This window comes from Deefgea sp. CFH1-16, from assembly GCF_016881365.1.
Taxonomy (GTDB): Bacteria; Pseudomonadota; Gammaproteobacteria; order Burkholderiales; family Chitinibacteraceae; genus Deefgea.
The window spans coordinates 1,137,837-1,162,874 of the sequence record NZ_WLYT01000001.1 but is presented as its reverse complement, the minus strand read 5'-3'; the positions used below and the strand labels follow the sequence as shown (position 1 = coordinate 1,162,874).

Sequence of the window (25,038 nt, the reverse complement as noted above, 5' to 3'; positions counted from 1 at the left end):
ATGGGTCAGAAAATTCATCCGACGGGTTTTCGTTTACCTGTCACCAAAAATTGGTCCTCGCGTTGGTATGCTAATAGCAGCAACTTTGCAAAAATGCTTAACGAAGATATTGAAGTTCGTGCATTTTTGAAGAAAAAGTTGGTAGGTGCTGCTGTTAGTCGTATCGTGATTGAGCGTCCGGCAAAAAATGCAAAAGTTACAATCTACTCGGCACGTCCTGGTGTTGTAATTGGTAAGAAAGGCGAAGATATCGAGCAATTGAAACTCGCTTTGCAGAAAATCTTGAATGTTCCAGTGCATGTGAATATTGAAGAAGTTCGCAAACCAGAGATTGATGCTCAGATTATTGCTGATAGTATTACTGCTCAGCTTGAGAAACGCGTGATGTTCCGTCGTGCAATGAAGCGTGCAATGCAAAATGCAATGCGCCTTGGTGCGCAAGGTATTAAAATCATGTCTTCTGGTCGCTTGAATGGTATCGAAATTGCACGTACTGAATGGTATCGTGAAGGTCGTGTTCCATTGCATACATTGCGTGCAGATATTGATTATGCTACTTCTGAAGCTAAAACAACCTACGGTATTATTGGTGTTAAGGTAGGTTTGGGTCTACAAAGGTGATGTGAAGCCAGGTGATAAATTCGCCGCTGAGCCAGTAGAAACACAGAAGAAACCACGTAAGGGGCCTCGAAATGCTGCAGCCAACTAGACTCAAGTACCGTAAGGTTCAAAAAGGTCGCAATACTGGTATCGCCACTCGTGGTAATACTGTTGCGTTCGGTGAGTACGGTTTGAAGGCAACTAGCCGTGGCCGTTTAACTGCGCGTCAAATTGAATCTGCTCGTCGTGCGATTACACGTTACATTAAACGTGGTGGTCGTGTTTGGATTCGTGCATTCCCAGACAAGCCTATTTCTACTAAACCTGCTGAAGTTCGTATGGGTGGAGGGAAGGGTTCGCCGGATTACTACGTTGCTGAGATTCAGCCGGGTAAAGTATTGTACGAATTGAATGGTGTATCTGAAGAGGTTGCACGTGAGGCTTTCCGCCTGGCGTCTGCTAAATTGCCTTTCTCAGTTACCATGGTTACACGTCAAGTGGGGCAATGATGAAAGCATCTGAACTACAACAGAAATCCGTTGAAGAGCTTAAGGGCGAATTGACGGCACTGCTGAAAGCACAGTTTAGTCTTCGCATGCAGCATGCGACAGGCCAATTGGCTAACACTAGTGAGATCAAGCGTGTGCGTAAAGATGTTGCACGTGTTCTTACCGTTCTGAATCAGAAGGCGGCTTAATATGAGCGAAGCTAAACTCAAGCGTACGCTGACTGGTCGAGTGGTTAGCGCAAAGATGGACAAAACCGTAACTGTATTGGTGGAGCGTTTGGTTAAGCATCCACTGTACGGCAAGATGGTACGTCAGTCTAAAAAGTATCACGCACATGATGAATCAAATCAGTATGCAGATGGTGATTTGGTCATGATTGCTGAGTGCCGTCCACTGTCTAAGACTAAAAATTGGACAGTAACTGCATTGGTTGAAAAGGCTCGTGCTGCTTAATTTTAATTAATTTTGCGTAAAAGCTTGTGAGGGCATTCTGCTTTGTGTAGAATGCCCCTTTCATTGTGTAGCCTGCAGTTGTGGGTTGCACTGTTTTCCCTTCGGGATCCAAAACTAGCCGCTATTGGCTCGGTAATGCCGGGCACCTGGTTTGCCAGGCTGATTAAGCGGGTTAAGTTGGAGGTTTGTCTTAAATGATTCAAATGCAATCAAAACTAGATGTTGCCGATAACACTGGTGCGCGTTCTGTAATGTGCATTAAAGTGCTTGGTGGCTCTAAGCGTCGTTATGCGTCTGTCGGCGATATCATCAAGGTCAGCATTAAAGATGCTGCTCCTCGTGGTCGCGTCAAAAAAGGCGATGTATACAATGCGGTCGTTGTTCGTACTGCTAAGGGCGTTCGTCGTGCTGATGGTGCACTTATCAAGTTTGATGGTAATGCAGCCGTTCTTCTTAATGCAAAACTTGAGCCAATTGGCACTCGTATCTTTGGGCCTGTTACGCGTGAATTGCGTACAGAACGCTTTATGAAGATCGTGTCTCTTGCGCCAGAAGTTCTTTAAGGAGTATCCAGCATGAACAAGATTCGCAAAGGCGATGAAGTAATCGTTCTCACTGGCAAAGATAAGGGTAAGCGCGGTATCGTTCTTACTTCTATTCCAGCTGAAGGCCGTGTTGTGGTTGAAGGTGTTAATATCGTTAAAAAACACCAAAAACCAAATCCAATGCGCGGTGTTCAAGGTGGTATCGTTGAGCTGACTAAGTCGGTTGACGTATCTAATGTGGCTATTTTCAATACTGCGACTGGCAAGGCTGATCGTGTTGGCTTCAAGACTCTTGAAGACGGCAAGAAAGTGCGTGTGTTCAAGTCTAGTGGCGAAGTGGTTGGCGGCTAAGGGGAATCAAGATGGCTCGTTTTCAAGAGATTTATGAGAACCAGATTGTTCCCGAGTTGGTTAAGCAATTCGGCTACAAGTCTGTAATGCAAGTGCCACGCATTGAAAAAATCACCATCAACATGGGTGTTGGTGAGGCAGTTGCAGATAAAAAAGTAATGGATTTCGCTGTTGGCGATATGCAAAAGATTGCTGGTCAAAAGCCGGTTGTTACAAAATCTAAAAAATCAATTGCTGGTTTTAAGATTCGTGATGGCTATCCGGTTGGTTGCAAGGTGACTTTGCGTCGTGAACGTATGTTTGAATTCCTTGATCGCCTAGTTACTATCGCGTTACCGCGTGTGCGTGACTTCCGTGGTATTGGTGGCAAGTCCTTCGATGGTCGTGGCAACTTTAACATGGGTGTGAAAGAGCAAATCATCTTCCCGGAAATTGAGTACGATAAGATTGATGCGCTTCGTGGTATGAATATCACGATCACAACTACGGCTAAAACTGACGATGAAGCGCGTGCTCTGCTCGCTGCATTCAAATTCCCGTTTAAGACTTGAGGCGATCATGGCAAAACTTGCACTGATTAATCGTGAAGCAAAGCGCGTAGCTGTAGTTGCGAAGTTTGCAGCTAAACGTGCAGCGCTCTTGGTCGTTATTAACGATCAAAACGCGAGTGAGGAAGAACAATTCCAAGCCCGCTTGAAACTCCAGCAACTCCCACGTAATGCATCACCAGTTCGTTTGCACAAATCGTTGCACATTGACTGGCCGCTCACGTGGCGTGTTCCGCAAATTCGGTCTCGGTCGCAGCAAGCTGCGTGAACTCGCTTTCAAGGGCGAAGTACCGGGTCTGGTCAAAGCTAGCTGGTAATAGGAGAGAAAACACATGGCAATGCATGATCCTATCGCCGATATGTTGACTCGTATCCGCAATGCACAACGTGCTGACAAAGCTGCTGTAGCTATGCCGTCTTCAAAGTTGAAGGTTGCAATTGCTAAAGTATTAGTGGAAGAAGGTTATGTTGAATCGTTTACTGTAGCTGGTGATGTTAAGCCAGTCTTGACGATTGAATTGAAGTACTACGCAGGTCGCCCAGTTATTGAGCGTCTTGATCGTGTTTCAAAACCAGGTCTGCGTGATTACCGCGCGGTGCTGGCGACATTCCAAATGTAATGAATGGTCTTGGTGTGGCGATCGTGTCTACATCCAAGGGTGTGATGACCGACCGCAAAGCGCGTGCCAATGGTGTTGGTGGCGAGCTTTTGTGCATCGTTGCTTGATGAGGTATCACAATGTCCCGCGTAGCTAAAAATCCGGTAACCATTCCGGCTGGCGTTGAAGTAAATATCGCCGCAGGTGAAATCGTAGTTAAGGGTCCAAAAGGATCTTTGGCACAGCCTATTGTTACTGATGTAACTGTCAAAGTTGAAAACGGCTCTGTTGTTTTCGAAGCCAATGGAAATAGCAAATTTGCTCGTTCTATGTCTGGTACTTTGCGTGCGTTAGTTAACAACATGGTTAACGGTGTTTCTAAGGGCTTTGAGCGTAAATTAACACTTGTTGGTGTTGGTTATCGTGCTCAGGCTCAAGGTGAAGTATTGAACCTGTCACTAGGTTTCTCTCATCCAGTTGCTCATGCTATTCCTAAGGGAATTACTTGTGAGACTCCAACTCAGACTGAGATCCTTTTGAAGGGTGCCGATAAACAACTTGTTGGTCAGGTTGCTGCAGAGATTCGTGCCTACCGTTCACCAGAGCCATATAAAGGCAAGGGCGTTCGTTATGCTGATGAAGTTGTGGTTATCAAAGAAACCAAGAAGAAGTAATCGAGGCTGAATCATGGATAAGAATCAAAGTAGACTTCGCCGTGCACGTAAAACCCGTGCCAAGATTGCGGAGCTCAAGGTTGTGCGCTTGTCGGTCCATCGTACCAATAGCCATATGTACGCCCAAATTATTGATGCAACGGGCGGTAATGTTTTGGCTTCAGCTAATACCTTGGAAGCAGGGTTGCGTGCTGAAGTTAAAAATGGTGGCAGTGTTGCTGGTGCAACCGCTGTTGGTAAGTTGATTGCTGAACGTGCTAAGGCCGCTGGTATTGAATCAGTTGCTTTTGACCGTTCCGGTTTCCAGTACCATGGTCGCGTGAAAGCGTTGGCTGATGCTGCTCGTGAAGCTGGCCTGGCCTTCTAATTGAGTTTGGAGTTGAATAATGGCTAAGAACGAAAGAGAAGAAGTCAAGGACGGTCTACTCGAAAAAATGGTTAGCGTTAATCGCGTAACCAAAGTAGTGAAGGGTGGTCGTATCCTTGGTTTCGCAGCACTAACCGTTGTTGGTAATGGTGACGGTAGTGTTGGTATGGGTAAAGGCAAATCGAAAGAAGTGCCGGTAGCTGTACAGAAAGCAATGGAAGAAGCTCGCCGTAAAATGGTAAAAGTTAGTCTGCGTAATGGTACAGTGCAACACACTGTATTTGGTAAGCATGGAGCAACAACCGTGTTTATGCAGCCAGCCCCAGAAGGTACCGGTATTATTGCTGGTGGTCCTATGCGCGCTGTTTTTGAAGTAATGGGTATTCATAACATTACTGCAAAATGCCATGGCTCAACTAATCCATATAATATCGTTCGTGCGACGTTGGATGGATTGGCTAAATTACACACCCCTTCTGATATTGCTGCTAAACGTGGCAAAACAGTTGAAGAAATTCTTGGGGGTGCGCAATGAGCGACGTTAAAACAATTAAGGTGACTCTGGTTAAAAGCTTGATTGGTCGTCTTGAGGCTCATAAAGCTTGTGCTCGTGGTTTGGGTTTGCGTCGTATGAACAGTTCGTCTGTTGTAATCGATACGCCAGAAAATCGTGGCATGGTTAATAAAATCAGCTACTTGCTAAAGGTGGAGGGTTAATATGCAACTCAATAACCTAACTCCTGGTGCCGGCGCAAAGCATGCTGCTAAGCGTGTTGGTCGTGGTATCGGTTCTGGTTTGGGCAAGACTTGTGGTCGTGGTCATAAGGGACAGAAGTCCCGTACTGGCGGCTTCCATAAAGTTGGTTTTGAAGGCGGTCAAATGCCTTTGCAACGCCGTTTGCCGAAACGTGGTTTTGTATCTCTTGCTAAAGGCAAGAATGCTGAAATTACATTGTCTGAATTAAATGCTTTGCCAATCGGCGAAGTTGACTTATTAAGTCTAATTCAGGCTGGTTTGATTTCTCAGCATTCTTTGACTTGCAAAGTTGTACTCTCTGGTACCATTGAGCGCGCCGTAACTGTTAAAGGTTTGGGCGTAACCAAGGGTGCTAAGGCTGCAATCGAGGCTGCTGGCGGTTCTATTAGCGAGTAATGTTGTAAATCAACAGGATAGGGCAGAACGTGGCAAATCCCGCTTTGGCTGGCTCAGCAAGTAAATTTGCTGATCTTAAAAAACGGATCTGGTTCGTTGTAGGTGCGCTGATCGTATATCGTATTGGCGCACATATTCCAGTGCCGGGTATTAATCCGGTTGAGCTGGCGAACTTGTTCCAATCGTCACAAACTGGCTTGTTAAACATGTTTAACATGTTTTCAGGTGGAGCTTTATCGCGCTTTACTGTATTTGCGATTGGTATCATGCCTTATATCTCGGCATCGATCATTGTTCAGCTGGCCGGTGAAGTGTTGCCATCCCTAAAACAGTTGAAGAAAGAGGGTGAGTCGGGTAAGCGAAAGCTTACACAGTACACTCGTTATTTTACTGTTCTTTTGGCTTCGGCACAAAGTTTTGGTATTTCAATGATGTTGTTCCGACAACCTAATTTGGTTGTTATGGATCAAGGAATGTTTGTTGCTGTAACAATGATTTCTTTGGTTACTGGAACAATGTTTTTGATGTGGCTGGGTGAGCAAATTACTGAACGCGGATTAGGGAATGGTATTTCTATCCTAATTTGTGCAGGTATTGCCGCTGGCGTTCCTTCTGCAATTGCAAAAACTTTAACGTTATCAAGTCAAGGTTCGCTACCAATTTTGTTGGTATTGTTCTTGTTTGTTGGCGTTATTTTGCTAACCGCTGTGGTTGTTTTTGTTGAGCGTGGGCAGCGTAAGGTGCCGATTCAATATGCAAAAAGACAGGTTGGTAATCGGTTGATGCAGGCGCAAAGTTCGTTCTTGCCACTGAAAATTAATATGGCTGGTGTTATCCCACCAATTTTTGCCTCTTCAATTATTTTATTTCCGGCGACTGTTTTGTCTTGGACTGGGAATGGTGAAAAATTGACTTGGCTTAAGTCCTTGGGTGACATGTTGCATCCCGGCCAGCCGTTGTATGTTTTGTTTTATGCTGCTGCAATCATCTTCTTCTGTTTTTTCTATACGGCACTAGTATTTAGTCCAAGAGAAACTGCGGATAATTTAAAGAAGAGTGGTGCTATGGTGCCTGGGTATCGCCCGGGTGAGCATACTGCAAAATATGTTGAGAAGTTAATACTAAGATTGACATTGATCGGTGCTGTTTACATCACTATCATTTGCTTGATCCCTGAGTTTCTGATTCTGAAATGGAATGTTCCATTCTACTTTGGTGGCACTTCGTTGCTTATCTTGGTAGTTGTTACTATGGACTTTATGGCTCAGTTACAGTCTTATGTGCTGTCGCATCAGTATGAAGGTCTATTGAAGAAGGCGAACTTCAAGGGTTAATTAATTTGCATTTAATGTGCAAGTGTCATTTTAATGGTTGGATCTATTCTCAGTACAATTTGTATTGTACTGAGAATTTGTCCTAATTCAGACATGCGGCTCTTGTTTTGCTTCCCAGATTGTATTGGATGCTATATTATTCATTCCCTCTTGGGTGAGCGGTTGCGAATTTATTCACAACTACTGAAACAGGAATTGTATTGTATTTCAACTTACAAGTTGAAATTTTACTTTGATCGTAAAGGATAGACCATGAGAGTTCAGGCATCGGTCAAGAAAATCTGCCGTAACTGCAAAATTATTCGTCGCAACCGTGTTGTACGCGTAATTTGTACAGACCCGCGGCATAAGCAACGTCAAGGCTGATTGAGTCAATCGGCTATTGGTGTTAAGATCCACCACTTTTTAACCTGGGGTAAGAAGTATGGCCCGTATTGCTGGGGTTAATATTCCCAATCATCAGCATACTGTGATCGGCCTTCAGGCTATTTTTGGTATTGGTCAAACTCGCGCTAAAGCGATTTGTGTGCTATTACTGAAATTGAGCCAAGCAAGAAGGTAAAAGATCTCAGTGATGTTGAACTTGAAAAATTGCGTGACGAAGTAGGCAAGTTCACTATTGAAGGTGATCTACGTCGTGAAGTAACCATGAACATCAAGCGTCTTATGGATCTTGGTTGTTACCGTGGCTTACGTCATCGTAAAGGCTTACCTTGTCGCGGTCAGCGTACGAAAACCAATGCACGTACTCGTAAGGGTCCGCGCAAGGCTATCGCTGGCAAGAAGTAATTAAGGACATAAATTATGGCTAAAGCAAACACAGCTCGTGTACGTAAGAAAGTCAAGAAGAGCGTGTCTGAAGGTATCGTGCACGTTCACGCGTCTTTCAATAACACGATCATTACCATCACTGATCGCCAAGGCAATGCTTTATCTTGGGCTACCTCGGGCGGTGCTGGTTTCAAGGGCTCTCGTAAAAGTACACCTTTTGCTGCACAGGTTGCGGCAGAAGCTGCTGGTAAAGTTGCCCAAGAATATGGTGTTAAGAACCTCGAAGTTCGTATCAAGGGTCCGGGTCCAGGTCGTGAATCTGCAGTGCGTGCATTGAACGCTCTTGGTTTCAAGATCACCAGTATCTCGGATGTGACGCCTGTTCCGCACAACGGCTGCCGTCCGCCGAAGAAGCGTCGTATCTAATTCTGGAGTAAGAAATGGCTCGTTATATTGGACCTAAGTGCAAACTCGCACGCCGCGAAGGAACGGATCTGTTCTTGAAGAGCGCGCGTCGTTCGCTCGATAGCAAATGCAAGCTGGAACAAGCCCCAGGCCAGCATGGCGCGAAAAAAAAATACGCGTCAGTCGGACTACGGCGTTCACCTGCGTGAAAAGCAAAAGATCCGTCGTATTTACGGCGTTCTAGAACGTCAGTTCCGTGGTTATTTCCATGAAGCGGCTCGTCGTAAAGGTTCTACAGGTGAAAATCTGTTGAAACTTCTCGAAAGTCGTCTCGATAATGTTGTTTATCGCATGGGCTACGGTTCGACTCGTTCTGAATCTCGTCAACTAGTTTCCCATAAAGCAATCACTGTAAATGGCAAACCTGTAAACATTCCTTCTTTCCAAGTGAAAGCTGGCGATGTGGTTGCTGTGCGTGAGAAGTCTAAGAAGCAAGTACGTATTCAAGAGGCTCTCTCTCTTGCTGAAGGTATTGGTTTCCCAAATTGGGTACAGGTTGATTCTAAGAAAATGGAAGGTGTATTTAAAAATATGCCAGAGCGTTCCGATCTATCTAGCGATATTAATGAATCGTTAGTGGTGGAATTCTATTCCAAGTAATAACCTGACCCGCTAAGGCAAGGGATACTGACTTATGCAAATCAACGCAAACGACTTGCTCAAACCGCGCATTATTGACGTACAGACTGTTGCTACGGCACATGCTAAAGTCGTAATGGAGCCTTTTGAGCGTGGTTATGGCCATACGCTCGGTAATGCACTACGCCGAATTTTGCTTTCTTCTATGCCGGGCTTTGCTCCGACAGAAGTAAAGATTGAAGGTGTTGTGCATGAATACTCCGCGCTGGATGGTGTACAGGAAGATGTCGTTGACATCCTGTTGAACCTTAAAGGCGTTGTGCTCAAGCTGCATGGTCGGGACTCTGTTACTCTCACCCTTTCTAAAGAGGGTGAGGGTATCGTAACGGCGTCCGACATCCAGCTGCCGCATGATGTCGAAGTGATCAATCCAGAACATGTGATTGCTCATCTTTCTGCTGGTGGTAAGTTAAACATGGAAATTACAGTCGAAAAAGGTCGCGGTTATCAACCTGCTCCTGCTCGATTGAATAAAGAAGAGGGTCGTACCATTGGTACGGTTATGCTGGATGCTTCATTCAGTCCAATTCGCCGTGTTAGTTATCATGTAGAGAGTGCTCGTGTCGAACAGCGTACCGATCTTGACCGCTTGATATCGACATTGAAACTAATGGCGTGATTGAGCCGGATGAGGCAGTTCGCCAAGCCGCTCGGATGTTGATTGACCAGCTCGGCGTATTTGCTGACTTGGAAGGTACGCCAGAAGTTACAGTTGCAGAACCTACGATTACTATAGATCCTATCTTGTTACGTCCGGTAGATGATCTTGAATTGACAGTTCGTTCGGCAAATTGCCTCAAAGCGGAAAACATCTATTACATTGGCGATCTGATTCAGCGAACAGAAACTGAGTTGTTAAAAGCTCCGAATTTGGGTCGTAAATCGTTGAATGAGATCAAAGAAGTGCTAGCTTCGAAGGGCCTTAGCCTCGGCATGCGCCTAGAAAACTGGCCTCCGGCTGGCTTAGATAAGCCTTGAAGTCCGGCACTAGTAAAGGAACTGACAAATGCGTCACCGTCTTTCTAATCGTAAACTGAATCGCACGACAAGTCATCGTCTTGCTATGCTTCGCAACTTGGCTAACTCGTTGCTAAAGCATGAAGTTATTAAAACGACTCTACCAAAGGCAAAAGAATTACGCCGTGTTGCAGAGCCGTTGATTACTTTAGGTAAAAAACCATGTTTGGCTAATCGTCGCTTGGCTTTTGACCGTACTCGTGATCGTGAAGTTGTAGTTAAATTATTTGATATTCTAGGCCCACGTTACGCAACGCGTAACGGTGGCTACCTTCGTATCTTGAAGTGCGGCTTCCGTCAAGGTGACAATGCTCCTATGGCATATGTTGAACTTGTCGATCGCCCAGAAGAAGCTGAAGCTGTAGACGCTGCTGAATAAAATAGTTTTTAAAAAAAAAAGGCCAACTTTGTTGGCCTTTTTTTTATTTGATCGAATTTAATATTCAATGATTCTAGCAGCTGCTGTTTCTACTTGATACCATTTCCATTCTTTAGCGGTTCTAAGTGCTGTATTAACGATTATAGTGTGTGCTTCATCATTACTAATGTGCAAAATCTGAGCACATTTTTCGATATCTATATAGTTTAGTTCTCGATTCCAACTCCATTCAGTATGTCTTGCTATTGATGTTGAAACTAGCACTAAGAGAACCCTTGGATCATTTACATAGCTTTCATCTATCAAATGTAGCAATATCTTAGGTAAATGCCAGTGAGTGATTAGCTCTTGCTGTAATTCATTTACAGTGCAACCTAAAATTTCTTTTTGGATTGATTTGCTTCTAATTTCTGTATTGTTTTTTAATGAATCTCTAATTTTGATCATTAACTCAGGGGCGGCTAGCCATAATAAAATCTCTGCAGTTTCATGTAATAAAGCGGCAGTAATGATTTCTTTTGGGTCTATATCCCGCCTAGATTTACTCATGGTTTCTGCAAGCTGTGCAGCATAATATGCTCTGGCACAAGTTTTTAAACAGGTTTGTAATGTGTCAGTATTTTGGGATAATTCTTCTTCTAAAATCGGGCAGTCACGTATAATTTCAAAAAAACTCTTTAATCCCAATCATTAGAAGTACTTTTTCAATGTTCGTGATGTCTGTTACTTGCTGGTGACTCCGCCGATTCACTTGATACTTTAGCATTTTCAAACTTAATAATGGGTCGTGCCCGATTACATATGCTAGATCACGTAGATCAATGCAATCCATATTGCTACGTAATTTAGTAATTTGTTCTTTAGTGCTAGCAAGTATTGGGATTTCAACATGACTGATAATGTTGATCCAGCCAGCTAAATTTTTCGGATTATTCTGCATCATTACCTTGTTCATTTTAAAGGCAGTTTTATATGGCACGCTATGCTATTGGTGATATACAAGGGTGCTATTCTGAGTTCTGTTCCTTGCTCTCTCTTATCCAGTTTAATCCAAGTTCTGACAAAGTATATCTTGTTGGTGACCTGGTCAATCGCGGACCTCAGTCATTGGAAGTTTTGCGATTAGTTAAATCACTCTCGCCAACTATAGAGGTTGTTCTTGGCAATCATGACCTACATTTATTAGCTTGCTGGGCAGGGGGGTCAAAAGTAAAAGAGCTCGATACACTTGAAGCAATATTAAATGCACCCGATGTGGATGATTTGCTTCACTGGTTAAGAACACAGCCATTGATCATTGACTTGCCAGATTGTTTTATATGTCATGCTGGAATAAATCCCACCATTTCTATAGTTGACTCGTTGCGTATTGCTGATAATTGCAGCAAAAATTTATCATCGGATGGGTACCATAATTGGCTACAGATCATGTATGGGAATGCACCCACGACATGGGATGCTGCTTTTACAGCAGATTCTGAGTTCCGATTTGGAATTAACTCATTTACAAGAATGCGTATGCTGGATCGCTTAGCTTTAGAATTTAAATATAAAGGGGAAATTCTAGACGCCCCTAGTCAGTTAACGCCGTGGTATATGGTTCAGTCCGATATTTCAAAACGAATCGTGTTTGGACATTGGTCTACCCTTGGCTTAATGGTTAATCAACAATTTGCTTGCTTGGATACGGGTTGCATTTGGGGGGGGCAACTAACTGCGTTATGCTTAGATGATGGCCGTTTATATCAAGTGCCAGCTGAGCATGATTGCCAATCTCTTTTTGATTAAATTTTAATATTTGCGTTCTTTTATTGGGATTACCCAATAGTCGAAATCAAGTCTCGAACTCATATTTTCTATCTTCACCTGTGTTATGGCTGCTTCCTTATTTTCGCAGGGAAAAATGTTGTGCATATCGTTCGCTGAGTTGTTTTGTAGGTAGCAACATTAAAAAGTCCGCTGTATTAAATGTTGGGTCCCAAGCAGGCTCTCCACAAATCATTGCACCTGCTCTTAGATAGCCTTTTATAAGTGCCGGTACTTCTACATGATTGTAATGATGTTGTTGCGGTGTTGGCAGTGGCATTCTTGGAAATACACGCCACTCTATAGGGGCTAGTGATTTTTTGGCGATTTGTTGATACAAATTAATTGCAGTATGCCCATTGTCAATGAGGGATACACTGGCACACCCAATCATATATTGGTATTGATTTTCTGCCATGTATTTTGCTAGTCCAGCCCATAGCAATGTAATGGTGGCACCATTTCTATATTTTGGGTGGACGCAACTGCGGCCTAACTCCACGAGTTGTGGTCGGATATGTTGAAGTCGTGTTAAATCAAACTCGGTGTCTGAGTAGTAACTGCCTACTTTTCTTGCTTGGTGAGGGGGAGTATGCGGTAAGTGCCGACAACTTCACCGGTGTTTTCATCGTGGGCAATAAGGTGATCGCAATAATCATCAAATAGATCGCGATCGAGTCCACTTGAATTATTTGGCAGTTGTGCGCCCATTTCCTCAACGAATACTTTATAGCGCAGTACTTGAGCCGCTTTGATCGTATCTTGATTATTGGCGATGGAAACGGTTAATTTTCTATTTTTGTTTGTCATGACTAGAAAATCTATTTTCGAGGTGCATATTAACTCTCCTAGATGGAGAGTTTAAATTACTAGCCTCATATTACACCGCTGTGATAAATGGATGAATTTGTGATTACGATCTAGTCAGATTTTTTAAATAAATCAAATTCAAAGTCAGGAGGGGTGGATTCATCCGGAACCCGATACGTTTCAGTTGCCCATGCGCCTAAATCAACGAGCTTGCAGCGTTCAGAACAAAAAGGGCGAAAGGGATTATCAGTAGAATAAGGAGTGCTCAGCCCACAGGAAGGGCATTTAATTATTTTTTTCATAAATTACAATATGCCAGAGTAAACGATACATCACTATCAATGACTTTAGCTCTTTCACCGCTGGTACTTGGCACTACGAATCTAATATTAATCGCATAGCGATTGGCTGAAAGCTCAGGTATGGCTGGTAAGTCGTTATTTAAACTCACTTTGAGTAGCTGAACGGTTTTTCCGCCCGACATTTGCTGAAATGAACCTGATTTCGCAACAAAGTGGCTTGATTTGGCAGAGTCGCGCAGCAATTTTAGTACAATATCTAAGCCCTGCTTAATTGGCATTAATGGATTTAGCCAACGTGCTAAATCATTTTTCCTGCGTTCTGCTGCTTGGGTTCGCCAATAGTGATAAGAAGGTAAATCAAACTCACAAACGCCACCAGGAATAGAACTGCGCTGCTTAATTGCCATTAGCCATTCGTTTTCACGCAGATATTGCCCTAATTTACCGGTCATATTCAAAAGGCGAGCATGTGTAGATTCTATGTCCAATAATACTCGATCTAAAGCATCTTCAGAGATATGAGGATTATTGCGCAATGCGAGTAGTGTTTGGCGCTGCCGTTCTAATTCTTGCAGTAAATCAGACTTTAAATCCGCTCGACTAGCCACTTCCATAATTTCGAAAATACCAAGTAGAGCCATGTGATGATCAGTCGGTAGCTCACGCGAAGCGAACTCTTCGGTGCGGACATAGAGATCTTCGAGCCGAAGAAGGGTTCGTATTCTCTCATTGATCGGAAATTCGTAACTGATCACAATGCATAGGTCCGGTAAAGATTCGCAATTTTGCAGCATACACTACAATTTGAAAACCTATTGTTTGATTAATTTAAACTTTTGCAGCAAAAAATCATGTGTCTGCGACACTTTTGCGTCGATATCCTGAAGTGTCCCGTCATTGCGGAGAATTTCATCGGCATATTGGTTTCGCTGCGCTCGATTCATTTGAGTGGCAATGATTTGTCTGATTTCAATTTCAGATAAGTGACTTCTAGATTTAACGCGTTCAATCTGTAAACGTTCTTCACAATCGATTGCAATAGAATAGTCAATCAGGCGTAGAAATAATTGAGTTTCAAATAATAAAGGAACCGCCAGGATGCAATATGCTTGTTCGAGCGGCTCATTTTTAATTAACTCTGCGGCCATTTTATAAATGAGAGGATGGAGTATTTTTTCTAATGTTTGTTTGCCGCTCGGGTTGGAAAAAATATGTTGCCGCATCCAAGTCCGATTAAGTGCACCATCAGCTTGTATCGCGGATTCTCCAAATTTCGCCACAATAGCAGGCATCGCTGCTGAAGAGGCTTGCGTTAGCTGATGGGCAAGTTGGTCAGTATCAATGACGGTTATGCCTAAGCGTACAAATGCATGGCAGAAGCTACTTTTGCCACTGCCAATACCGCCTGTTATGCCAACAACGTGCACTTATGCCATTCCATACAACATGAGCGATAGATCTTTGCCCCAAATTAAAGCCAGTAAGCCGGCAACGCCGAGATAAGGTCCAAATGGCATGGGCTTATTCCATCCTCTGTTTTGACCTAAAACCATCACAATGCCGATCGCTGCTCCAGCAAACGAAGATAATAGAATAATCATTGGGATCATGCTCCAGCCAAACCAAGCTCCCAGCGCGGCAAGTAATTTAAAATCTCCGTAGCCCATACCCTCTTTGCCGGTGATTAACTTAAATGCCCAGTATACGAGCCAAAGAGACATATACCCTGCGATTGCGCCATATACCGCACTTTCTAGTGAGGTAAAGACATTAAAGCTATTGAAAATTAATCCAATCCAAATCAATGGCAATGTCAAACTATCGGGCAGTAGGTAAGTATCGGCATCAATCATGATTAATGTGATTAAAAACCATGCCAGAATTAGAGCGCCAATCAGCGGAGCGCTATAGCCAAAGTGCCAAGCCAGCCCGCCTGAAATCAAAGCAGTCATTAATTCTACGAGTGGGTAGCGTGCACTGATTTTGTTTTTGCAATGAGCACATTGCCCACGTAGCAGTAGCCAACTCAGAATTGGAATGTTCTCGAGTGCGGTTATTTGATGCCCACATTGAGGACAAGCTGAACGCGGAACGACTAAATTATATTTAGCTGCGGGTGTTGGTGTGGGTTCGTCGAGAAGTACAGCACATTCTTGTTTAAACTCTCTTTCCATCATCAGCGGTAGGCGATGAATGACGACATTTAAAAAACTACCGACTAATAAACCTAATACAGCAATAGCAAAAATAAACATAGAAATTTCAATTGAAGAATTCAAAATTAACCAACAGCCGCACCCATTTTGAAAATAGGCAGATACATTGCCACCACTAGGCCACCGATCAAAGTACCGAGCACCACCATAATGATCGGCTCCATTAAGCTGGATAATGCTTCAACAGCATTGTCGACTTCTTCCTCGTAATAATCTGCGACTTTGCTGAGCATGGCATCGAGCGAGCCTGATTCTTCGCCAATCGAGGTCATTTGCATCACCATATTGGGAAACACATTCGCATTTTGCATTGCAACCGTCAAACTAGTGCCGGTGCTCACTTCAGACTGAATTTTTTTCGTTGCAATTTTGTAGATATAGTTGCCTGCTGCTCCGCCAACGGATTCAAGAGATTCAACCAGTGGTACCCCAGCGGCAAACATGGTGGCTAGGGTTCGAGTCCAGCGGGCAATGGTGGCATTTTTGACGATTTCGCCAAAAATTGGCAGCTTAAGAATCAATCGATCCATAAAAATTTGCATCGCTTCTGAACGGCGCCAAGCGTTCATAAATAGCCAGAAGCCACCAAAGATACCACCAAAGATGAGGAACCAGTACGAGACAAAAAAATCAGACATTGCCATTACCATCAATGTCGGGGCAGGTAAGTCGGCACCAAAACTTGAGAATAAGTCTTTAAATGCTGGAATAACAAAAATCATAATGACTGCGGTAATCACAAATGCTGCAACTATCACAGCGGTAGGATAAAACATCGCAGATTTGATTTTTTTCTTAACGCCAAGGATTTTCTCTTTGTAAGTCGCAAGTCGAGCGAGTAATGCATCCAAAATACCGGCCTGCTCACCGGCCTGCACTAAATTGCAATACAGCGCATCAAATTGCAGCGGATGCTTACGAAACGCTTGTGTGAGTGAAGAGCCCGTTTCGATATCCGTTTTGATATCAAGTAATAACTTGGTGACTGAAGGGTTTCCATGACCTTTGGCGACGATATCAAACGCGGTGAGTAGTGGTACGCCTGATTTGAGCATGGTCGCTAATTGCCGCGTAAACATAGCAATATCAAGCTCGGTGATTTTCCGACCCGCAGGAACACGAACTTTTTTAACCGAAGCAATATTAACGCCTTGGCGGCGTAAGGTGGTTTTTTTGACAACGGCTTCGCCGCTGGCACGCATTTCACCGCTAACTGCCTTGCCGGTGCGATCTTTGCCTTTCCAGTGATAATTAAATTCTTTGACCGCTATTGTTTTTTTTTGGACTGCCATGCGGGCCCCCTTGTTATTCGTTGGTAACGGCCATAATTTCTTCTAAAGAAGTGAGACCTTGTTTTACTTTTCTTAAGCCCGCTTCACGTAAAGAGAGAACCCCTTCACGGCGTGCTTGGTCGGCAATATCTATGGCATTGCCGTTGGTCATAATAATGCGATTGAGTTCGTCAGTAATGGGCATCACTTGATAAATGCCAACTCGGCCTTTGTAGCCGCTGTCTTTGCATATTTCACAGCCATTAGGGCCGTAACTATGCCATGTTCCATCAAGATCACTTTGATCAAAACCAGCATTTAGTAGCGCTTCGGTTGGAATATCAACGGGCTGCTTGCAGCTACATAGCCGACGCGCCAAACGTTGCGCGGTAATCAAGATCACCGAAGAGGCAATGTTAAAGGGTTGAATACCCATGTTTAACATCCGCGTTAACGTGGTTGGCGCATCATTGGTGTGCAGGGTAGAAAAAACCATATGCCCAGTTTGGGCGGCTTTAATCGCAATATCTGCCGTCTCTAAATCACGAATCTCACCGACCATGATGATGTCAGGATCTTGCCGCAAGAAGGCTTTCAGTGCGGCAGAAAATGTTAAACCGGCTTTATCATTCACGTTAACTTGGTTAATGCCAGGCAAGTTAATCTCGCAAGGATCTTCCGCGGTAGAAATATTGATATCCGGCTTGTTGAGTAAATTTAAACAGGTATACAGCGATACGGTTTTACCTGAGCCAGTTGGGCCGGTTACCAAGACCATGCCATAGGGGCGATGAATGGCCTCGAGAATGGTCGCTTTTTGATCCGGGTCGTAACCAAGAGCATCAATGCCTAGCGTCGCTGACGATGGATCTAAAATCCGCATAACGATTTTTTCGCCATGCATGGTGGGCAAAGTTGAAACCCGGAAATCAATGGCGCGGCTTTTGGATAAAACAAGTTTCATCCGACCATCTTGTGGGACGCGTTTTTCTGAAATATCGAGTTTGGAAATGACTTTGATACGAGAGGAAATTTTCTCTTTAATCGCCAGTGGCGGCGTCGCAACTTCACGCAAAACGCCATCGACACGATAACGAACGCGGAAAAATTTTTCGTAAGGTTCAAAGTGGATATCCGATGCGCCTTGGTTAATGGCATCCATCAAGATTTTTTGTAGGTACTTAACAACAGGCGCGTCATCGATTTCAAGATTGGCCGCGGTATCTTGAACTGGCGCATCGTCGCCGCCAGCCATTTCCAAATCGGCCTCATCAATCACCATATCTTTGAGGTTGGCACCACTGGCTTCTAGCAGTTTATTAAGTAAAACCGCGAGCTTGGGGTCTTCGACAATGATGGGTTCGACTTGGGCATTAGTTTGAAAACGTACGTTTTCCACTGCCGCCATATTGGTAATATCAGAGATACCAACAAATAATTTGGTGCCTCGCTTGTAGAGCGGAACAAGACGCTGCGCCTGCATGGCCTTGCTATCGAGTACGCCTTGTGGAATATAGCTAGGGTCAATCCGATCAAGATCGAGAAGAGGATAACCGAAGGTCTTTGATGAAAAATCGGCAATATCTCGCGCCGACATTTTTTTGCTTTGAATTAACTGCTCGATGAACGAGGTTTTATTTGTAGCTGCGGTTGTCTGCAGCATTTCGGCATCAGCTTCGATTAAACGGCCGTGCTGCACCAAAAGCCGTGCGAGCCCAGAAATAAGGGGGGCAGTCATAAGCGCTGAGTTTCTCCAAAGCCGTTAGTCATTTTGTAATTAGAGATTCGCTGGAAATCTTGTTTTTTCTTCAAATCACAACTCTAGTCTAGCAGATGTCTATAGATTGACGACGTGCTGATGTTCGCATTGCCTTGAATGGGGTGTCTAATCTCAAGTTTTGTTGTGTTTTAGTTGCGGATATTTCATTGCTGAGTCAGCAAAGAGTCGGTGTATATTCTTTACGCCGAAAGCTAAGTTGTCATCTCGCAAGAGGGTCGTCATCTTTAACTTGGGGTATATATGCTTAGCCTTGTTGAATAAAGACTTCCAAGACTATACGTGTACCAATATAGCCAAGAAATAATAAGACAAAGCCAGCCAAGGCCCAGTTGGCGGCGAAACGTCCACGCCAGCCATATAATACTCGGCCGACTAACAGCGCACCAAAAATGCCCCAAGACGTAAAAGCAAAAATAGTTTTATGTGAGAGTGTCAGCAATAAACCACTATTTTGTGCCGAAAAATAAACGCCCGTAATGAGGGCAGCGCTCAATAAAATAAATCCTAGCGTGACGCAGCTAAATAGTAATTGTTCCAGCGTTAGTAAGGGTGGCAAGGTGCGCACTAGTATTTTTTCTATTGTTGCCATGCAGATTGCGGTCGGAAAAACGCATTTAGAATGGCGATGGCTGCTGCGTTGACGATCAAACCTTGAGCCAGCATCGACAGTAAAAAATGGCTACGAGATAGTGTACTTTGTGCATAAGTAATCAAATGCCCAGCCGGGAGTAGCATCGATAGCAGTATAAAGCAGCTGATAAATGCAAATAACGGCGGTTCTAGGCCATCGAGTTGCCAATATTGCCGACCGACAATATAAATCAGCAGGCTCAGCCACGCGGTAAGCGATAAAGATTCGGCGGCGCCAAAATGCAATTGATGGCCGCTAATAAATGGCAGCAAGATCACTGTGCCGTGGATGCAAAGTCCCGTTAGCAACAAGATTGTTTCAGGAAAATGGCGTGCAGCCGCTTGCCCTGTCAGCCGGATTTGGCAAAAATGCCAGCCGAGGATCAGGTAAATAGTAAAGGTCAATAGGGTAAGCAGGGTGAGCACGTCAAATCAGGGTAAAATAGTTAATTGTTTAGTCTAACAGAGTCGGTGCCGAATCGGCATCAACCGCATTAAAGGTGTAACGCATGTTTGAGAATCTGTCCGGCCGCTTGGGTGGTGTAGTTAAAACGCTGCGCGGTAACGCCCGCTTGACTGAAGACAATATGAAGGATGCGCTGCGCGAAGTTCGCATGGCGCTGCTCGAAGCCGACGTGGCGCTGCCGGCGGTGAAGCAATTTATCGCTGACGTCAAAGTTCGTGCAGAAGGCCAAGAGGTTGTTGGTAGCTTAACGCCAGGGCAGTCCTTGATTAGTGTTGTTTACGAAGAACTGACCAAATTAATGGGTGCACAAAATGATGCGCTCAATTTGGCTGCAGTACCACCTGCCGTTATTTTGATGGCGGGTTTGCAAGGTGCCGGTAAAACAACGACATCGGGTAAGTTAGCCAAGTTACTGAAAGAAACACAAAAGAAGAAAGTCCTGTTGGTATCAACCGACGTCTATCGGCCCGCGGCGATTGAGCAGCTCAAAACGCTAGCTGGTCAATTAACGGTGGATTGGTTCCCATCTGATGTAAGTCAAAAGCCGGTAGATATCGCTTTGGCGGCGATTGATCATGCGAAACGTCATTTTTATGATGTATTAATCGTCGATACGGCGGGTCGTTTAGCGATTGACGAAGCGATGATGGCTGAAATCAAAGCCCTGCATGCTGCGGTGAATCCGGTTGAAACACTGTTTGTCGTTGATGCAATGCAAGGTCAAGATGCGGTGAATGTCGCCCAAGCCTTTAACCAAACTTTACCGTTAACCGGTATTGTTTTGACCAAGATGGACGGCGATTCGCGCGGTGGTGCCGCACTGTCAGTACGGCATGTGACCGGCAAGCCAATTAAATTCTTAGGTACCGGAGAGAAACTCACTGGGTTAGAGCCATTCCATCCTGATCGGATGGCCAGCCGCGTGCTCGGTATGGGCGATGTGCTCTCACTGATTGAAGATGTTAAAAATTCAGTCGATGAGGCCGAAGCACTCAAAATGATGAAAAAGGTCAAATCCGGTAAGGGATTTGATCTGGAAGACTTTAAAACCCAAATTCAGCAAATGAAAAAAATGGGTGGAATGTCGGCCTTGATGGATAAATTGCCAGGCAATATGGCGGCGATGGCCGATAGCCAAGTGAACGATAAATCAGTGGCACGAATTGAAGGGATTATTAATTCGATGACGCCGCTTGAGCGTCGTAAGCCTGAGCTATTAAAAGCCAGTCGTAAACGCCGAATTGCCGCCGGATCTGGCGTAACCGTACAGGAAGTGAATCGTTTGCTTAAGCAGTTCGAGCAAACACAAAAAATGATGAAGCAGTTCTCGGGCGGCGGCATGATGAAAATGATGCGTGGCTTAAAAGGCATGATGCCTGGCATGTAATTTATGGGTATCTAGTTGTAGCCCTTGCTTTATTCAGGCTTCAGTTTGATACCCATACGGTAGTTGTTTTAAAGTCGCAGTGCTACAGCAATTTACTATTGCCGTTTAGAACATAATCTCTGCTCGACCTTGCAGTAAACGCCGATTTCTGGCAGAATCGCCGCCTTTCTGCTAATTACCAATATTGGGTTTTATTATGGTCGTGATTCGTCTAGCTCGTGGTGGCGCAAAAGATCGCCCGTTCTACAACATCGTTGTGACTGATTCGCGCAACCGCCGCGATGGTCGTTTCATCGAGCGCGTAGGTTTCTACAATCCTCAAGCTCGCGGTGCTGAAGAAGCCGTTCGTTTGACTCAAGATCGTCTAACTTACTGGTTAGGTGTTGGCGCTCAGCCTTCAGATACTGTTGCTCGTTTGATCAAAAACGCAGCTAAGTAATCAGTGTCAAACAATCTTAAGGCCTCGCACTCTGCTACTGAGATACCCAATGATTTGGTATCGATGGGCTATGTGAACGGGGCTTTTGGCATTCAAGGCTGGATTAGCCTCGTCGCGGATACCGAACATGCTGATAGTTTGCTGGACTACAAAGTCTGGTGGCTAGGGCGAAACGGTGTTTTCCGTGCTTATAAAGTCGTTGATTCGCATGTGCAACCTAAGAAATTAGGCGCCAAGCTTGAAGGCGTAAATGACCGTGATGCGGCATTTGCACTCAAAGGCTGCGAAATTTCGATTCCGCGTAGCAGCATGCCTGCCGCCGGAGAAGGTGAATACTATTGGGCTGATTTAATTGGCTTGGCAGTATTCAATGAGCAAGGCGAGCGCTTGGGCGTCATTGAGAAGCTGTTTGAAACTGGCGCAAACGATGTCATCGTTGTAAAAGATGAAACAACAGAGCGCCTTGTGCCTTTTGTTGGACACGTTGTGCTGGATGTCAATCTTGAGACGCGTGTGATGCGCGTGGACTGGGGTTTGGATTATTAATCCTCATCCCATGGCACGGTGCTTAGGTTTGCATGCAATTTGATGTTGTTACTTTATTTCCGGAAATGTTTGATGCCATCAGTGCGCATGGGGTAACTCGGCGCGCGGTAGAATTAAATTTAATCGGATTAACAACATGGAATCCGCGTGACTACACGACGGATAATTACCATCGCGTTGATGATCGCCCCTTCGGCGGTGGTCCTGGCATGGTGATGTTTGCTGCACCTTTGGATGAAGCGTTGACTGCTGCAAAGCAACGTCAGCGTGAATTAGGTGTCGTGCCGCATACGGTTTATTTGTCACCGCAAGGTGCACCGCTAACGCATAAAAAAGCCGAGGCTTTGGCGCAAATGCCGGGTTTAGTTTTGTTATGTGGGCGTTATGAGGGCGTTGATGAGCGAGTGATTCAATCGCAAGTCGACGAAGAAATTTCGGTTGGTGATTATGTATTATCGGGTGGTGAATTGCCCGCGATGATCTTAATCGACGCCGTATCCCGCCTGATACCGGGGTATTAAATACCGCGGCCAGTGCGGTGGAAGATTCATTTGTGGATGGGTTGCTGGATTGTCCGCATTACACCCGTCCCGAAAATTATCGCGATATGATCGTTCCTGATGTCTTGATGTCAGGCAATCATGCCGCAATAAGGCGCTGGCGCCTAAAGCAATCTTTGGGGCGTACTTGGTTACGCCGCCCAGATTTGTTGCAAGGTCGTCAGTTAACTAAAGAGGAAGCTCGTCTTCTGGCTGAATTCAAAACTGAATATTCAGCAAGCTCAATGGATTAAACCATTGCGTGGAAGGTACGGTTTCACATACGGAGTAGTATCCAATGAATTTGTTACAACAACTTGAGCAAGAAGAAATTGCTCGTTTGAACAAAGTAATCCCTGATTTTGCACCTGGCGATACCGTTATCGTTAGCGTAAAAGTGAAAGAGGGTACTCGTGAACGTCTACAGGCTTACGAAGGCATTGTTATTGCTAAACGTAACCGTGGTCTGAACAGCGCCTTTATCGTGCGTAAGATTTCTTCTGGTATGGGCGTTGAACGTACATTCCAAACTTACTCTCCACTCGTAGCTTCAGTTGAAGTTAAGCGTCGTGGTGATGTTCGTCGCGCTAAATTGTATTACCTCCGTGATCGTTCAGGTAAATCTGCACGTATTAAGGAAAAATTGCCAGCACGTAAAGTGGTTGCTGCTAAGGCTTAATTGCTTTTTCACAACGACTCAAGTGCCAGCTACCCTGCGTAGCGCAGAAAAAACCCGCGAATGCGGGTTTTTTTTTCGTTTGAGGTTAATCCTCGGTTGCTAATGGTAATAGTGCTTGCTTGGCCGCTTGGATCACTGCTTGACTAAGCCGCTCTAGTTTGGGGGATTGCACTTGCCAGCAATGCCAATACAGCATGATATCGGTAGGCTGGCTTGGCGCCAGATCAATCAGATGACGCTGGCCCGTAGCTGGTTGGTATTGTATTTCGGGCACCATGCCGTAACCCAAACCCAATTCAATGGCTTGTAAAAATGCTTCGCTCGATGGGACATAATGGCAATTGAGATGAGTGCTAGGCAGACCGAGCGTTCGCAATAAGAAGTTACTTTGCAGCGCATCTTTACGATTAAAAACCATCAATGGCGCGCGGCGCGCAGCTTCGCGTTGCAAGCCTTGCGGAAAATAGCGGCTGGCAAAGTCAGGATGTGCCAGTAGGCGGTAGCGCATAATGCCGAGAGCTTGGGCGCGGCAGCCTCGTAATGCTTCCGATTCGCTAGAAATCCCCACTAAGGCATGTCCACTCTCTAGCTGGGTATAAGTATGGTCTTGGTCGTCCAAGCTAATATCGAGTAATAGTTGCTCATCTTGCAAAAACTGGCTCAAAGCGGGTAATAACCACGTGGCAAGGGTGTCGTGGTTGACCACCATCGGTACCGGTAAAAAATGCTGCTGTTCATGCTCAAGTTCGGCTAAAAACTCATGCTCTAAAAACTGGCTGCGCCGTAGATATTGCAGTAGGCGTTGTCCGGCGCGTGTTGCGCGGCAAGGGCGCGTGCGAATTAAGAGTGGTGTGCCAAGCTGGCTTTCTAGCGCGCTTACTCGCTGGGAAACAGCAGATGGTGTGAGGTGTAGCGATTTGGCAGCTTGTTCAAAGCTACCGCTATCGATCACTGCCAATAGCGCCTCGCCTTTATGGGTATCGAGCATTGCAGTCCATTTATTAAGAAATTTTAATGATTAATTAGAAATAATAAATCATATTTAATTAATTGTATTCTCGCATGACAATGGAAACCTCATTGAAGAGGTGTTCTATGGTGTTTGATCTGGTGGTATTTACGAAGGCCTTGGGTTTATGTGCCGCGCTGATTATGGCGATAGGTGCACAAAATGCTTATGTACTGAAAATGGGCGTTCAAAAGCAGCATTTATTGCTGACCTTGGCAGTGTGTATCACCCTGGATGGGTTACTCATTACTGCAGGCGTGCTGGGGATGGGGGTTTTGGTGCAATCATCGCCCATCTTGATGTCGATTGCCCGCTGGGGCGGCGCAGCTTTTTTGTTGTGTTATGGCTTGCGCAGTTGGGCGGCGATATTACGCCGCAATACTTTACAGGTGGAGGTCCAGCCCGAGGCGTGAGCGCTCTGCGTGCTTTATTGACGATTATGGCGATTTCTCTACTTAATCCACACGTGTATCTTGATACCGTTGTGCTATTGGGTTCAATTGGCGGTAGTTATCCGCTGCCAATGCAGCCGAGTTTTATTTTAGGTGCTGCGACTGCGTCGCTGTTGTGGTTTTCGGTATTGGGATTTGCGGCACAAGCATTGTCCAGATATTTGTCGCGCCCCATTGCTTGGCAGTGGATTGATGGTATTACCGGTGGGACGATGTTGTTTTTAGCTGGCAGCTTGGTAATGGCTTAATGTTATTTTGGTTTTGTTTGACGTTTAAATGACGCTTTATGATTGTTTTGTTGG

At 44.9% G+C, this 25,038-nt stretch carries 34 protein-coding genes and 8 pseudogenes; 29 read left to right on the top strand and 13 right to left on the bottom strand.

The features are described from left to right. The 21 genes and pseudogenes from rpsC (at nucleotide 1) to rplQ (ending at nucleotide 10,404) form a co-directional block, all read left to right on the top strand. Nucleotides 1–709, top strand: a pseudogene (rpsC, locus tag GKO28_RS06390) (30S ribosomal protein S3). Further along, nucleotides 693–1,109, top strand: coding sequence for a 50S ribosomal protein L16 (rplP, locus tag GKO28_RS06385; protein ID WP_173532443.1), 417 nt, complete (start codon nucleotides 693–695; stop codon nucleotides 1,107–1,109). Before rpsC ends, rplP begins: the two are co-directional and overlap by 17 nt. Next, nucleotides 1,109–1,297 carry a 50S ribosomal protein L29 gene (gene rpmC, locus GKO28_RS06380; RefSeq protein ID WP_173534589.1) on the top strand — a complete coding sequence of 63 codons (189 nt, stop codon included), beginning with the start codon at nucleotides 1,109–1,111 and terminating at the stop codon, nucleotides 1,295–1,297. Before rplP ends, rpmC begins: the two co-directional genes overlap by 1 nt. Before the next feature lies 1 nt (nucleotide 1,298). Beyond that, on the top strand, nucleotides 1,299–1,562 hold the full coding sequence (gene rpsQ / locus GKO28_RS06375) for a 30S ribosomal protein S17 (RefSeq protein ID WP_173532442.1): 264 nt from the start codon (nucleotides 1,299–1,301) through the stop codon (nucleotides 1,560–1,562). Between the two features lie 194 nt (nucleotides 1,563–1,756). Next, nucleotides 1,757–2,125 (top strand): 50S ribosomal protein L14, encoded by a 369-nt coding sequence (rplN, locus tag GKO28_RS06370; RefSeq protein WP_173532441.1) that lies wholly within the window; start codon nucleotides 1,757–1,759, stop codon nucleotides 2,123–2,125. Nucleotides 2,126–2,137: 12 nt separating this feature from the next. Continuing rightward, nucleotides 2,138–2,458 (top strand): 50S ribosomal protein L24, encoded by a 321-nt coding sequence (gene rplX / locus GKO28_RS06365; RefSeq protein ID WP_173532440.1) that lies wholly within the window; start codon nucleotides 2,138–2,140, stop codon nucleotides 2,456–2,458. Nucleotides 2,459–2,469: 11 nt separating this feature from the next. Beyond that, entirely contained in the window at nucleotides 2,470–3,009 is a 540-nt protein-coding gene (gene rplE / locus GKO28_RS06360) for a 50S ribosomal protein L5 (RefSeq protein WP_173532439.1), read from the top strand. A 7-nt stretch (nucleotides 3,010–3,016) separates the two neighbouring features. After that, nucleotides 3,017–3,323 (top strand): annotated as a pseudogene (gene rpsN / locus GKO28_RS06355) (30S ribosomal protein S14). Between the two features lie 15 nt (nucleotides 3,324–3,338). Continuing rightward, nucleotides 3,339–3,733: pseudogene (rpsH, locus tag GKO28_RS06350) on the top strand (30S ribosomal protein S8). Between the two features lie 12 nt (nucleotides 3,734–3,745). Further along, complete coding sequence (rplF, locus tag GKO28_RS06345) at nucleotides 3,746–4,279, top strand: 50S ribosomal protein L6 (protein ID WP_182075716.1); 534 nt, start codon at nucleotides 3,746–3,748, stop codon at nucleotides 4,277–4,279. 13 nt (nucleotides 4,280–4,292) lie between these two features. Further along, complete coding sequence (gene rplR, locus GKO28_RS06340; protein ID WP_173532435.1) at nucleotides 4,293–4,646, top strand: 50S ribosomal protein L18; 354 nt, start codon at nucleotides 4,293–4,295, stop codon at nucleotides 4,644–4,646. Nucleotides 4,647–4,665: 19 nt separating this feature from the next. Beyond that, nucleotides 4,666–5,181, top strand: a complete 516-nt coding sequence (gene rpsE / locus GKO28_RS06335; RefSeq protein ID WP_173532434.1) for a 30S ribosomal protein S5 — start codon at nucleotides 4,666–4,668, stop codon at nucleotides 5,179–5,181. Further along, nucleotides 5,178–5,363 (top strand): 50S ribosomal protein L30, encoded by a 186-nt coding sequence (rpmD, locus tag GKO28_RS06330; RefSeq protein WP_173532433.1) that lies wholly within the window; start codon nucleotides 5,178–5,180, stop codon nucleotides 5,361–5,363. Before rpsE ends, rpmD begins: the two co-directional genes overlap by 4 nt. Before the next feature lies 1 nt (nucleotide 5,364). Beyond that, nucleotides 5,365–5,799 carry a 50S ribosomal protein L15 gene (gene rplO / locus GKO28_RS06325; RefSeq protein WP_173532432.1) on the top strand — a complete coding sequence of 145 codons (435 nt, stop codon included), beginning with the start codon at nucleotides 5,365–5,367 and terminating at the stop codon, nucleotides 5,797–5,799. A gap of 29 nt (nucleotides 5,800–5,828) precedes the next feature. Then, the gene (gene secY, locus GKO28_RS06320) at nucleotides 5,829–7,133 is read left to right on the top strand and encodes a preprotein translocase subunit SecY (RefSeq protein WP_173532431.1); all 1,305 of its coding nucleotides are present in this window, start codon (nucleotides 5,829–5,831) and stop codon (nucleotides 7,131–7,133) included. A 252-nt stretch (nucleotides 7,134–7,385) separates the two neighbouring features. Next, complete coding sequence (gene rpmJ / locus GKO28_RS06315; protein WP_018748524.1) at nucleotides 7,386–7,499, top strand: 50S ribosomal protein L36; 114 nt, start codon at nucleotides 7,386–7,388, stop codon at nucleotides 7,497–7,499. Nucleotides 7,500–7,557: 58 nt separating this feature from the next. Next, nucleotides 7,558–7,922 (top strand): annotated as a pseudogene (rpsM, locus tag GKO28_RS06310) (30S ribosomal protein S13). Nucleotides 7,923–7,937: 15 nt separating this feature from the next. Further along, on the top strand, nucleotides 7,938–8,330 hold the full coding sequence (gene rpsK / locus GKO28_RS06305; RefSeq protein WP_027469946.1) for a 30S ribosomal protein S11: 393 nt from the start codon (nucleotides 7,938–7,940) through the stop codon (nucleotides 8,328–8,330). A 14-nt stretch (nucleotides 8,331–8,344) separates the two neighbouring features. Beyond that, nucleotides 8,345–8,969, top strand: a pseudogene (gene rpsD, locus GKO28_RS06300) (30S ribosomal protein S4). A gap of 34 nt (nucleotides 8,970–9,003) precedes the next feature. Next, nucleotides 9,004–9,986, top strand: a pseudogene (locus tag GKO28_RS06295) (DNA-directed RNA polymerase subunit alpha). Nucleotides 9,987–10,014: 28 nt separating this feature from the next. Further along, nucleotides 10,015–10,404, top strand: a complete 390-nt coding sequence (gene rplQ / locus GKO28_RS06290) for a 50S ribosomal protein L17 (protein WP_173532428.1) — start codon at nucleotides 10,015–10,017, stop codon at nucleotides 10,402–10,404. A 57-nt stretch (nucleotides 10,405–10,461) separates the two neighbouring features. On the opposite strand, the gene GKO28_RS06285 is transcribed toward rplQ, so the two are convergent. Together GKO28_RS06285 and GKO28_RS06280 are read right to left on the bottom strand one after the other, a co-directional pair. Then, nucleotides 10,462–11,091 carry an HDOD domain-containing protein gene (locus GKO28_RS06285; protein WP_182075715.1) on the bottom strand — a complete coding sequence of 210 codons (630 nt, stop codon included), beginning with the start codon at nucleotides 11,089–11,091 and terminating at the stop codon, nucleotides 10,462–10,464. Next, the gene (locus tag GKO28_RS06280; protein ID WP_203563969.1) at nucleotides 11,069–11,347 is read right to left on the bottom strand and encodes a hypothetical protein; all 279 of its coding nucleotides are present in this window, start codon (nucleotides 11,345–11,347) and stop codon (nucleotides 11,069–11,071) included. The genes GKO28_RS06285 and GKO28_RS06280 overlap by 23 nt, the downstream gene beginning before the upstream one ends. 29 nt (nucleotides 11,348–11,376) lie before the next feature. On the opposite strand from GKO28_RS06280, the gene GKO28_RS06275 reads away from it, so the two are divergent. Beyond that, nucleotides 11,377–12,192, top strand: a complete 816-nt coding sequence (locus GKO28_RS06275; RefSeq protein WP_182075714.1) for a symmetrical bis(5'-nucleosyl)-tetraphosphatase — start codon at nucleotides 11,377–11,379, stop codon at nucleotides 12,190–12,192. A gap of 97 nt (nucleotides 12,193–12,289) precedes the next feature. Here the strand turns inward: GKO28_RS06275 and GKO28_RS19400 are convergent, their stop codons facing one another. The 10 genes and pseudogenes from GKO28_RS19400 to GKO28_RS06230 all read right to left on the bottom strand — a co-directional run bounded on the left by GKO28_RS19400 (nucleotide 12,290) and on the right by GKO28_RS06230 (nucleotide 19,645). Beyond that, on the bottom strand, nucleotides 12,290–12,628 hold the full coding sequence (locus GKO28_RS19400) for a hypothetical protein (RefSeq protein WP_247646850.1): 339 nt from the start codon (nucleotides 12,626–12,628) through the stop codon (nucleotides 12,290–12,292). Nucleotides 12,629–12,703: 75 nt separating this feature from the next. Then, nucleotides 12,704–12,921: pseudogene (locus tag GKO28_RS19395) on the bottom strand (GNAT family N-acetyltransferase); the annotation flags it as partial. 209 nt (nucleotides 12,922–13,130) lie between these two features. Then, nucleotides 13,131–13,322, bottom strand: coding sequence for a DNA gyrase inhibitor YacG (locus GKO28_RS06265; protein ID WP_182075713.1), 192 nt, complete (start codon nucleotides 13,320–13,322; stop codon nucleotides 13,131–13,133). After that, entirely contained in the window at nucleotides 13,319–14,077 is a 759-nt protein-coding gene (zapD, locus tag GKO28_RS06260) for a cell division protein ZapD (RefSeq protein WP_182075712.1), read from the bottom strand. Before zapD ends, GKO28_RS06265 begins: the two co-directional genes overlap by 4 nt. A gap of 57 nt (nucleotides 14,078–14,134) precedes the next feature. Further along, complete coding sequence (gene coaE, locus GKO28_RS06255; RefSeq protein WP_182075711.1) at nucleotides 14,135–14,749, bottom strand: dephospho-CoA kinase; 615 nt, start codon at nucleotides 14,747–14,749, stop codon at nucleotides 14,135–14,137. Next, entirely contained in the window at nucleotides 14,750–15,601 is an 852-nt protein-coding gene (locus GKO28_RS06250) for an A24 family peptidase (RefSeq protein WP_282099243.1), read from the bottom strand. Between the two features lie 2 nt (nucleotides 15,602–15,603). Continuing rightward, complete coding sequence (locus GKO28_RS06245) at nucleotides 15,604–16,830, bottom strand: type II secretion system F family protein (protein WP_182075710.1); 1,227 nt, start codon at nucleotides 16,828–16,830, stop codon at nucleotides 15,604–15,606. A 13-nt stretch (nucleotides 16,831–16,843) separates the two neighbouring features. Continuing rightward, nucleotides 16,844–18,547 (bottom strand): type IV-A pilus assembly ATPase PilB, encoded by a 1,704-nt coding sequence (pilB, locus tag GKO28_RS06240; RefSeq protein ID WP_173532421.1) that lies wholly within the window; start codon nucleotides 18,545–18,547, stop codon nucleotides 16,844–16,846. A 286-nt stretch (nucleotides 18,548–18,833) separates the two neighbouring features. Continuing rightward, on the bottom strand, nucleotides 18,834–19,178 hold the full coding sequence (gene ccsA, locus GKO28_RS06235) for a cytochrome c biogenesis protein CcsA (RefSeq protein WP_203563968.1): 345 nt from the start codon (nucleotides 19,176–19,178) through the stop codon (nucleotides 18,834–18,836). Continuing rightward, nucleotides 19,166–19,645, bottom strand: coding sequence for a hypothetical protein (locus GKO28_RS06230; protein ID WP_182075708.1), 480 nt, complete (start codon nucleotides 19,643–19,645; stop codon nucleotides 19,166–19,168). Before GKO28_RS06230 ends, ccsA begins: the two co-directional genes overlap by 13 nt. Nucleotides 19,646–19,728: 83 nt before the next feature. Between GKO28_RS06230 and ffh the strand changes: the two genes are divergently transcribed. The 5 genes and pseudogenes from ffh (at nucleotide 19,729) to rplS (ending at nucleotide 23,275) form a co-directional block, all read left to right on the top strand. Continuing rightward, the gene (gene ffh / locus GKO28_RS06225) at nucleotides 19,729–21,072 is read left to right on the top strand and encodes a signal recognition particle protein (RefSeq protein WP_182075707.1); all 1,344 of its coding nucleotides are present in this window, start codon (nucleotides 19,729–19,731) and stop codon (nucleotides 21,070–21,072) included. Nucleotides 21,073–21,268: 196 nt separating this feature from the next. Then, nucleotides 21,269–21,511 (top strand): 30S ribosomal protein S16, encoded by a 243-nt coding sequence (gene rpsP / locus GKO28_RS06220; RefSeq protein ID WP_173532418.1) that lies wholly within the window; start codon nucleotides 21,269–21,271, stop codon nucleotides 21,509–21,511. A 63-nt stretch (nucleotides 21,512–21,574) separates the two neighbouring features. After that, nucleotides 21,575–22,057 carry a ribosome maturation factor RimM gene (gene rimM, locus GKO28_RS06215; RefSeq protein WP_173534586.1) on the top strand — a complete coding sequence of 161 codons (483 nt, stop codon included), beginning with the start codon at nucleotides 21,575–21,577 and terminating at the stop codon, nucleotides 22,055–22,057. Between the two features lie 32 nt (nucleotides 22,058–22,089). Then, a pseudogene (gene trmD, locus GKO28_RS06210) lies at nucleotides 22,090–22,850 on the top strand (tRNA (guanosine(37)-N1)-methyltransferase TrmD). Between the two features lie 44 nt (nucleotides 22,851–22,894). Then, complete coding sequence (gene rplS, locus GKO28_RS06205; protein WP_173532416.1) at nucleotides 22,895–23,275, top strand: 50S ribosomal protein L19; 381 nt, start codon at nucleotides 22,895–22,897, stop codon at nucleotides 23,273–23,275. Between the two features lie 85 nt (nucleotides 23,276–23,360). On the opposite strand, the gene GKO28_RS06200 is transcribed toward rplS, so the two are convergent. After that, on the bottom strand, nucleotides 23,361–24,263 hold the full coding sequence (locus GKO28_RS06200; RefSeq protein ID WP_182075706.1) for a LysR family transcriptional regulator ArgP: 903 nt from the start codon (nucleotides 24,261–24,263) through the stop codon (nucleotides 23,361–23,363). Between the two features lie 107 nt (nucleotides 24,264–24,370). Here GKO28_RS06200 and GKO28_RS21235 point away from each other — a divergent pair, with 107 nt between their 5' ends. Together GKO28_RS21235 and GKO28_RS21230 are read left to right on the top strand one after the other, a co-directional pair. Next, nucleotides 24,371–24,697 carry a LysE/ArgO family amino acid transporter gene (locus tag GKO28_RS21235; protein WP_203563967.1) on the top strand — a complete coding sequence of 109 codons (327 nt, stop codon included), beginning with the start codon at nucleotides 24,371–24,373 and terminating at the stop codon, nucleotides 24,695–24,697. After that, the gene (locus GKO28_RS21230) at nucleotides 24,694–24,984 is read left to right on the top strand and encodes a LysE family transporter (protein WP_203563966.1); all 291 of its coding nucleotides are present in this window, start codon (nucleotides 24,694–24,696) and stop codon (nucleotides 24,982–24,984) included. Before GKO28_RS21235 ends, GKO28_RS21230 begins: the two co-directional genes overlap by 4 nt. Nucleotides 24,985–25,038 lie beyond the last annotated feature (54 nt).

Excerpts from the sequence above, each read along its gene's own strand:
- rplP (WP_173532443.1), top strand. The coding sequence starts at position 693 with ATGCTGCAGCCAACTAGACTCAAGTACCGTAAGGTTCAAAAAGGTCGC.
- rpmC (WP_173534589.1), top strand. The coding sequence starts at position 1,109 with ATGAAAGCATCTGAACTACAACAGAAATCCGTTGAAGAGCTTAAGGGC.
- rpsQ (WP_173532442.1), top strand. The coding sequence starts at position 1,299 with ATGAGCGAAGCTAAACTCAAGCGTACGCTGACTGGTCGAGTGGTTAGC.
- rplN (WP_173532441.1), top strand. The coding sequence starts at position 1,757 with ATGATTCAAATGCAATCAAAACTAGATGTTGCCGATAACACTGGTGCG.
- rplX (WP_173532440.1), top strand. The coding sequence starts at position 2,138 with ATGAACAAGATTCGCAAAGGCGATGAAGTAATCGTTCTCACTGGCAAA.
- rplE (WP_173532439.1), top strand. The coding sequence starts at position 2,470 with ATGGCTCGTTTTCAAGAGATTTATGAGAACCAGATTGTTCCCGAGTTG.
- rplF (WP_182075716.1), top strand. The coding sequence starts at position 3,746 with ATGTCCCGCGTAGCTAAAAATCCGGTAACCATTCCGGCTGGCGTTGAA.
- rplR (WP_173532435.1), top strand. The coding sequence starts at position 4,293 with ATGGATAAGAATCAAAGTAGACTTCGCCGTGCACGTAAAACCCGTGCC.
- rpsE (WP_173532434.1), top strand. The coding sequence starts at position 4,666 with ATGGCTAAGAACGAAAGAGAAGAAGTCAAGGACGGTCTACTCGAAAAA.
- rpmD (WP_173532433.1), top strand. The coding sequence starts at position 5,178 with ATGAGCGACGTTAAAACAATTAAGGTGACTCTGGTTAAAAGCTTGATT.
- rplO (WP_173532432.1), top strand. The coding sequence starts at position 5,365 with ATGCAACTCAATAACCTAACTCCTGGTGCCGGCGCAAAGCATGCTGCT.
- rpmJ (WP_018748524.1), top strand. The coding sequence starts at position 7,386 with ATGAGAGTTCAGGCATCGGTCAAGAAAATCTGCCGTAACTGCAAAATT.
- rpsK (WP_027469946.1), top strand. The coding sequence starts at position 7,938 with ATGGCTAAAGCAAACACAGCTCGTGTACGTAAGAAAGTCAAGAAGAGC.
- rplQ (WP_173532428.1), top strand. The coding sequence starts at position 10,015 with ATGCGTCACCGTCTTTCTAATCGTAAACTGAATCGCACGACAAGTCAT.
- GKO28_RS06280 (WP_203563969.1), bottom strand. The coding sequence starts at position 11,347 with ATGATGCAGAATAATCCGAAAAATTTAGCTGGCTGGATCAACATTATC.
- GKO28_RS06275 (WP_182075714.1), top strand. The coding sequence starts at position 11,377 with ATGGCACGCTATGCTATTGGTGATATACAAGGGTGCTATTCTGAGTTC.
- GKO28_RS19400 (WP_247646850.1), bottom strand. The coding sequence starts at position 12,628 with ATGGCAGAAAATCAATACCAATATATGATTGGGTGTGCCAGTGTATCC.
- GKO28_RS06265 (WP_182075713.1), bottom strand. The coding sequence starts at position 13,322 with ATGAAAAAAATAATTAAATGCCCTTCCTGTGGGCTGAGCACTCCTTAT.
- GKO28_RS06245 (WP_182075710.1), bottom strand. The coding sequence starts at position 16,830 with ATGGCAGTCCAAAAAAAAACAATAGCGGTCAAAGAATTTAATTATCAC.
- pilB (WP_173532421.1), bottom strand. The coding sequence starts at position 18,547 with ATGACTGCCCCCCTTATTTCTGGGCTCGCACGGCTTTTGGTGCAGCAC.
- ccsA (WP_203563968.1), bottom strand. The coding sequence starts at position 19,178 with ATGGCAACAATAGAAAAAATACTAGTGCGCACCTTGCCACCCTTACTA.
- ffh (WP_182075707.1), top strand. The coding sequence starts at position 19,729 with ATGTTTGAGAATCTGTCCGGCCGCTTGGGTGGTGTAGTTAAAACGCTG.
- rpsP (WP_173532418.1), top strand. The coding sequence starts at position 21,269 with ATGGTCGTGATTCGTCTAGCTCGTGGTGGCGCAAAAGATCGCCCGTTC.
- rimM (WP_173534586.1), top strand. The coding sequence starts at position 21,575 with ATGGGCTATGTGAACGGGGCTTTTGGCATTCAAGGCTGGATTAGCCTC.
- rplS (WP_173532416.1), top strand. The coding sequence starts at position 22,895 with ATGAATTTGTTACAACAACTTGAGCAAGAAGAAATTGCTCGTTTGAAC.
- GKO28_RS06200 (WP_182075706.1), bottom strand. The coding sequence starts at position 24,263 with ATGCTCGATACCCATAAAGGCGAGGCGCTATTGGCAGTGATCGATAGC.
- GKO28_RS21235 (WP_203563967.1), top strand. The coding sequence starts at position 24,371 with ATGGTGTTTGATCTGGTGGTATTTACGAAGGCCTTGGGTTTATGTGCC.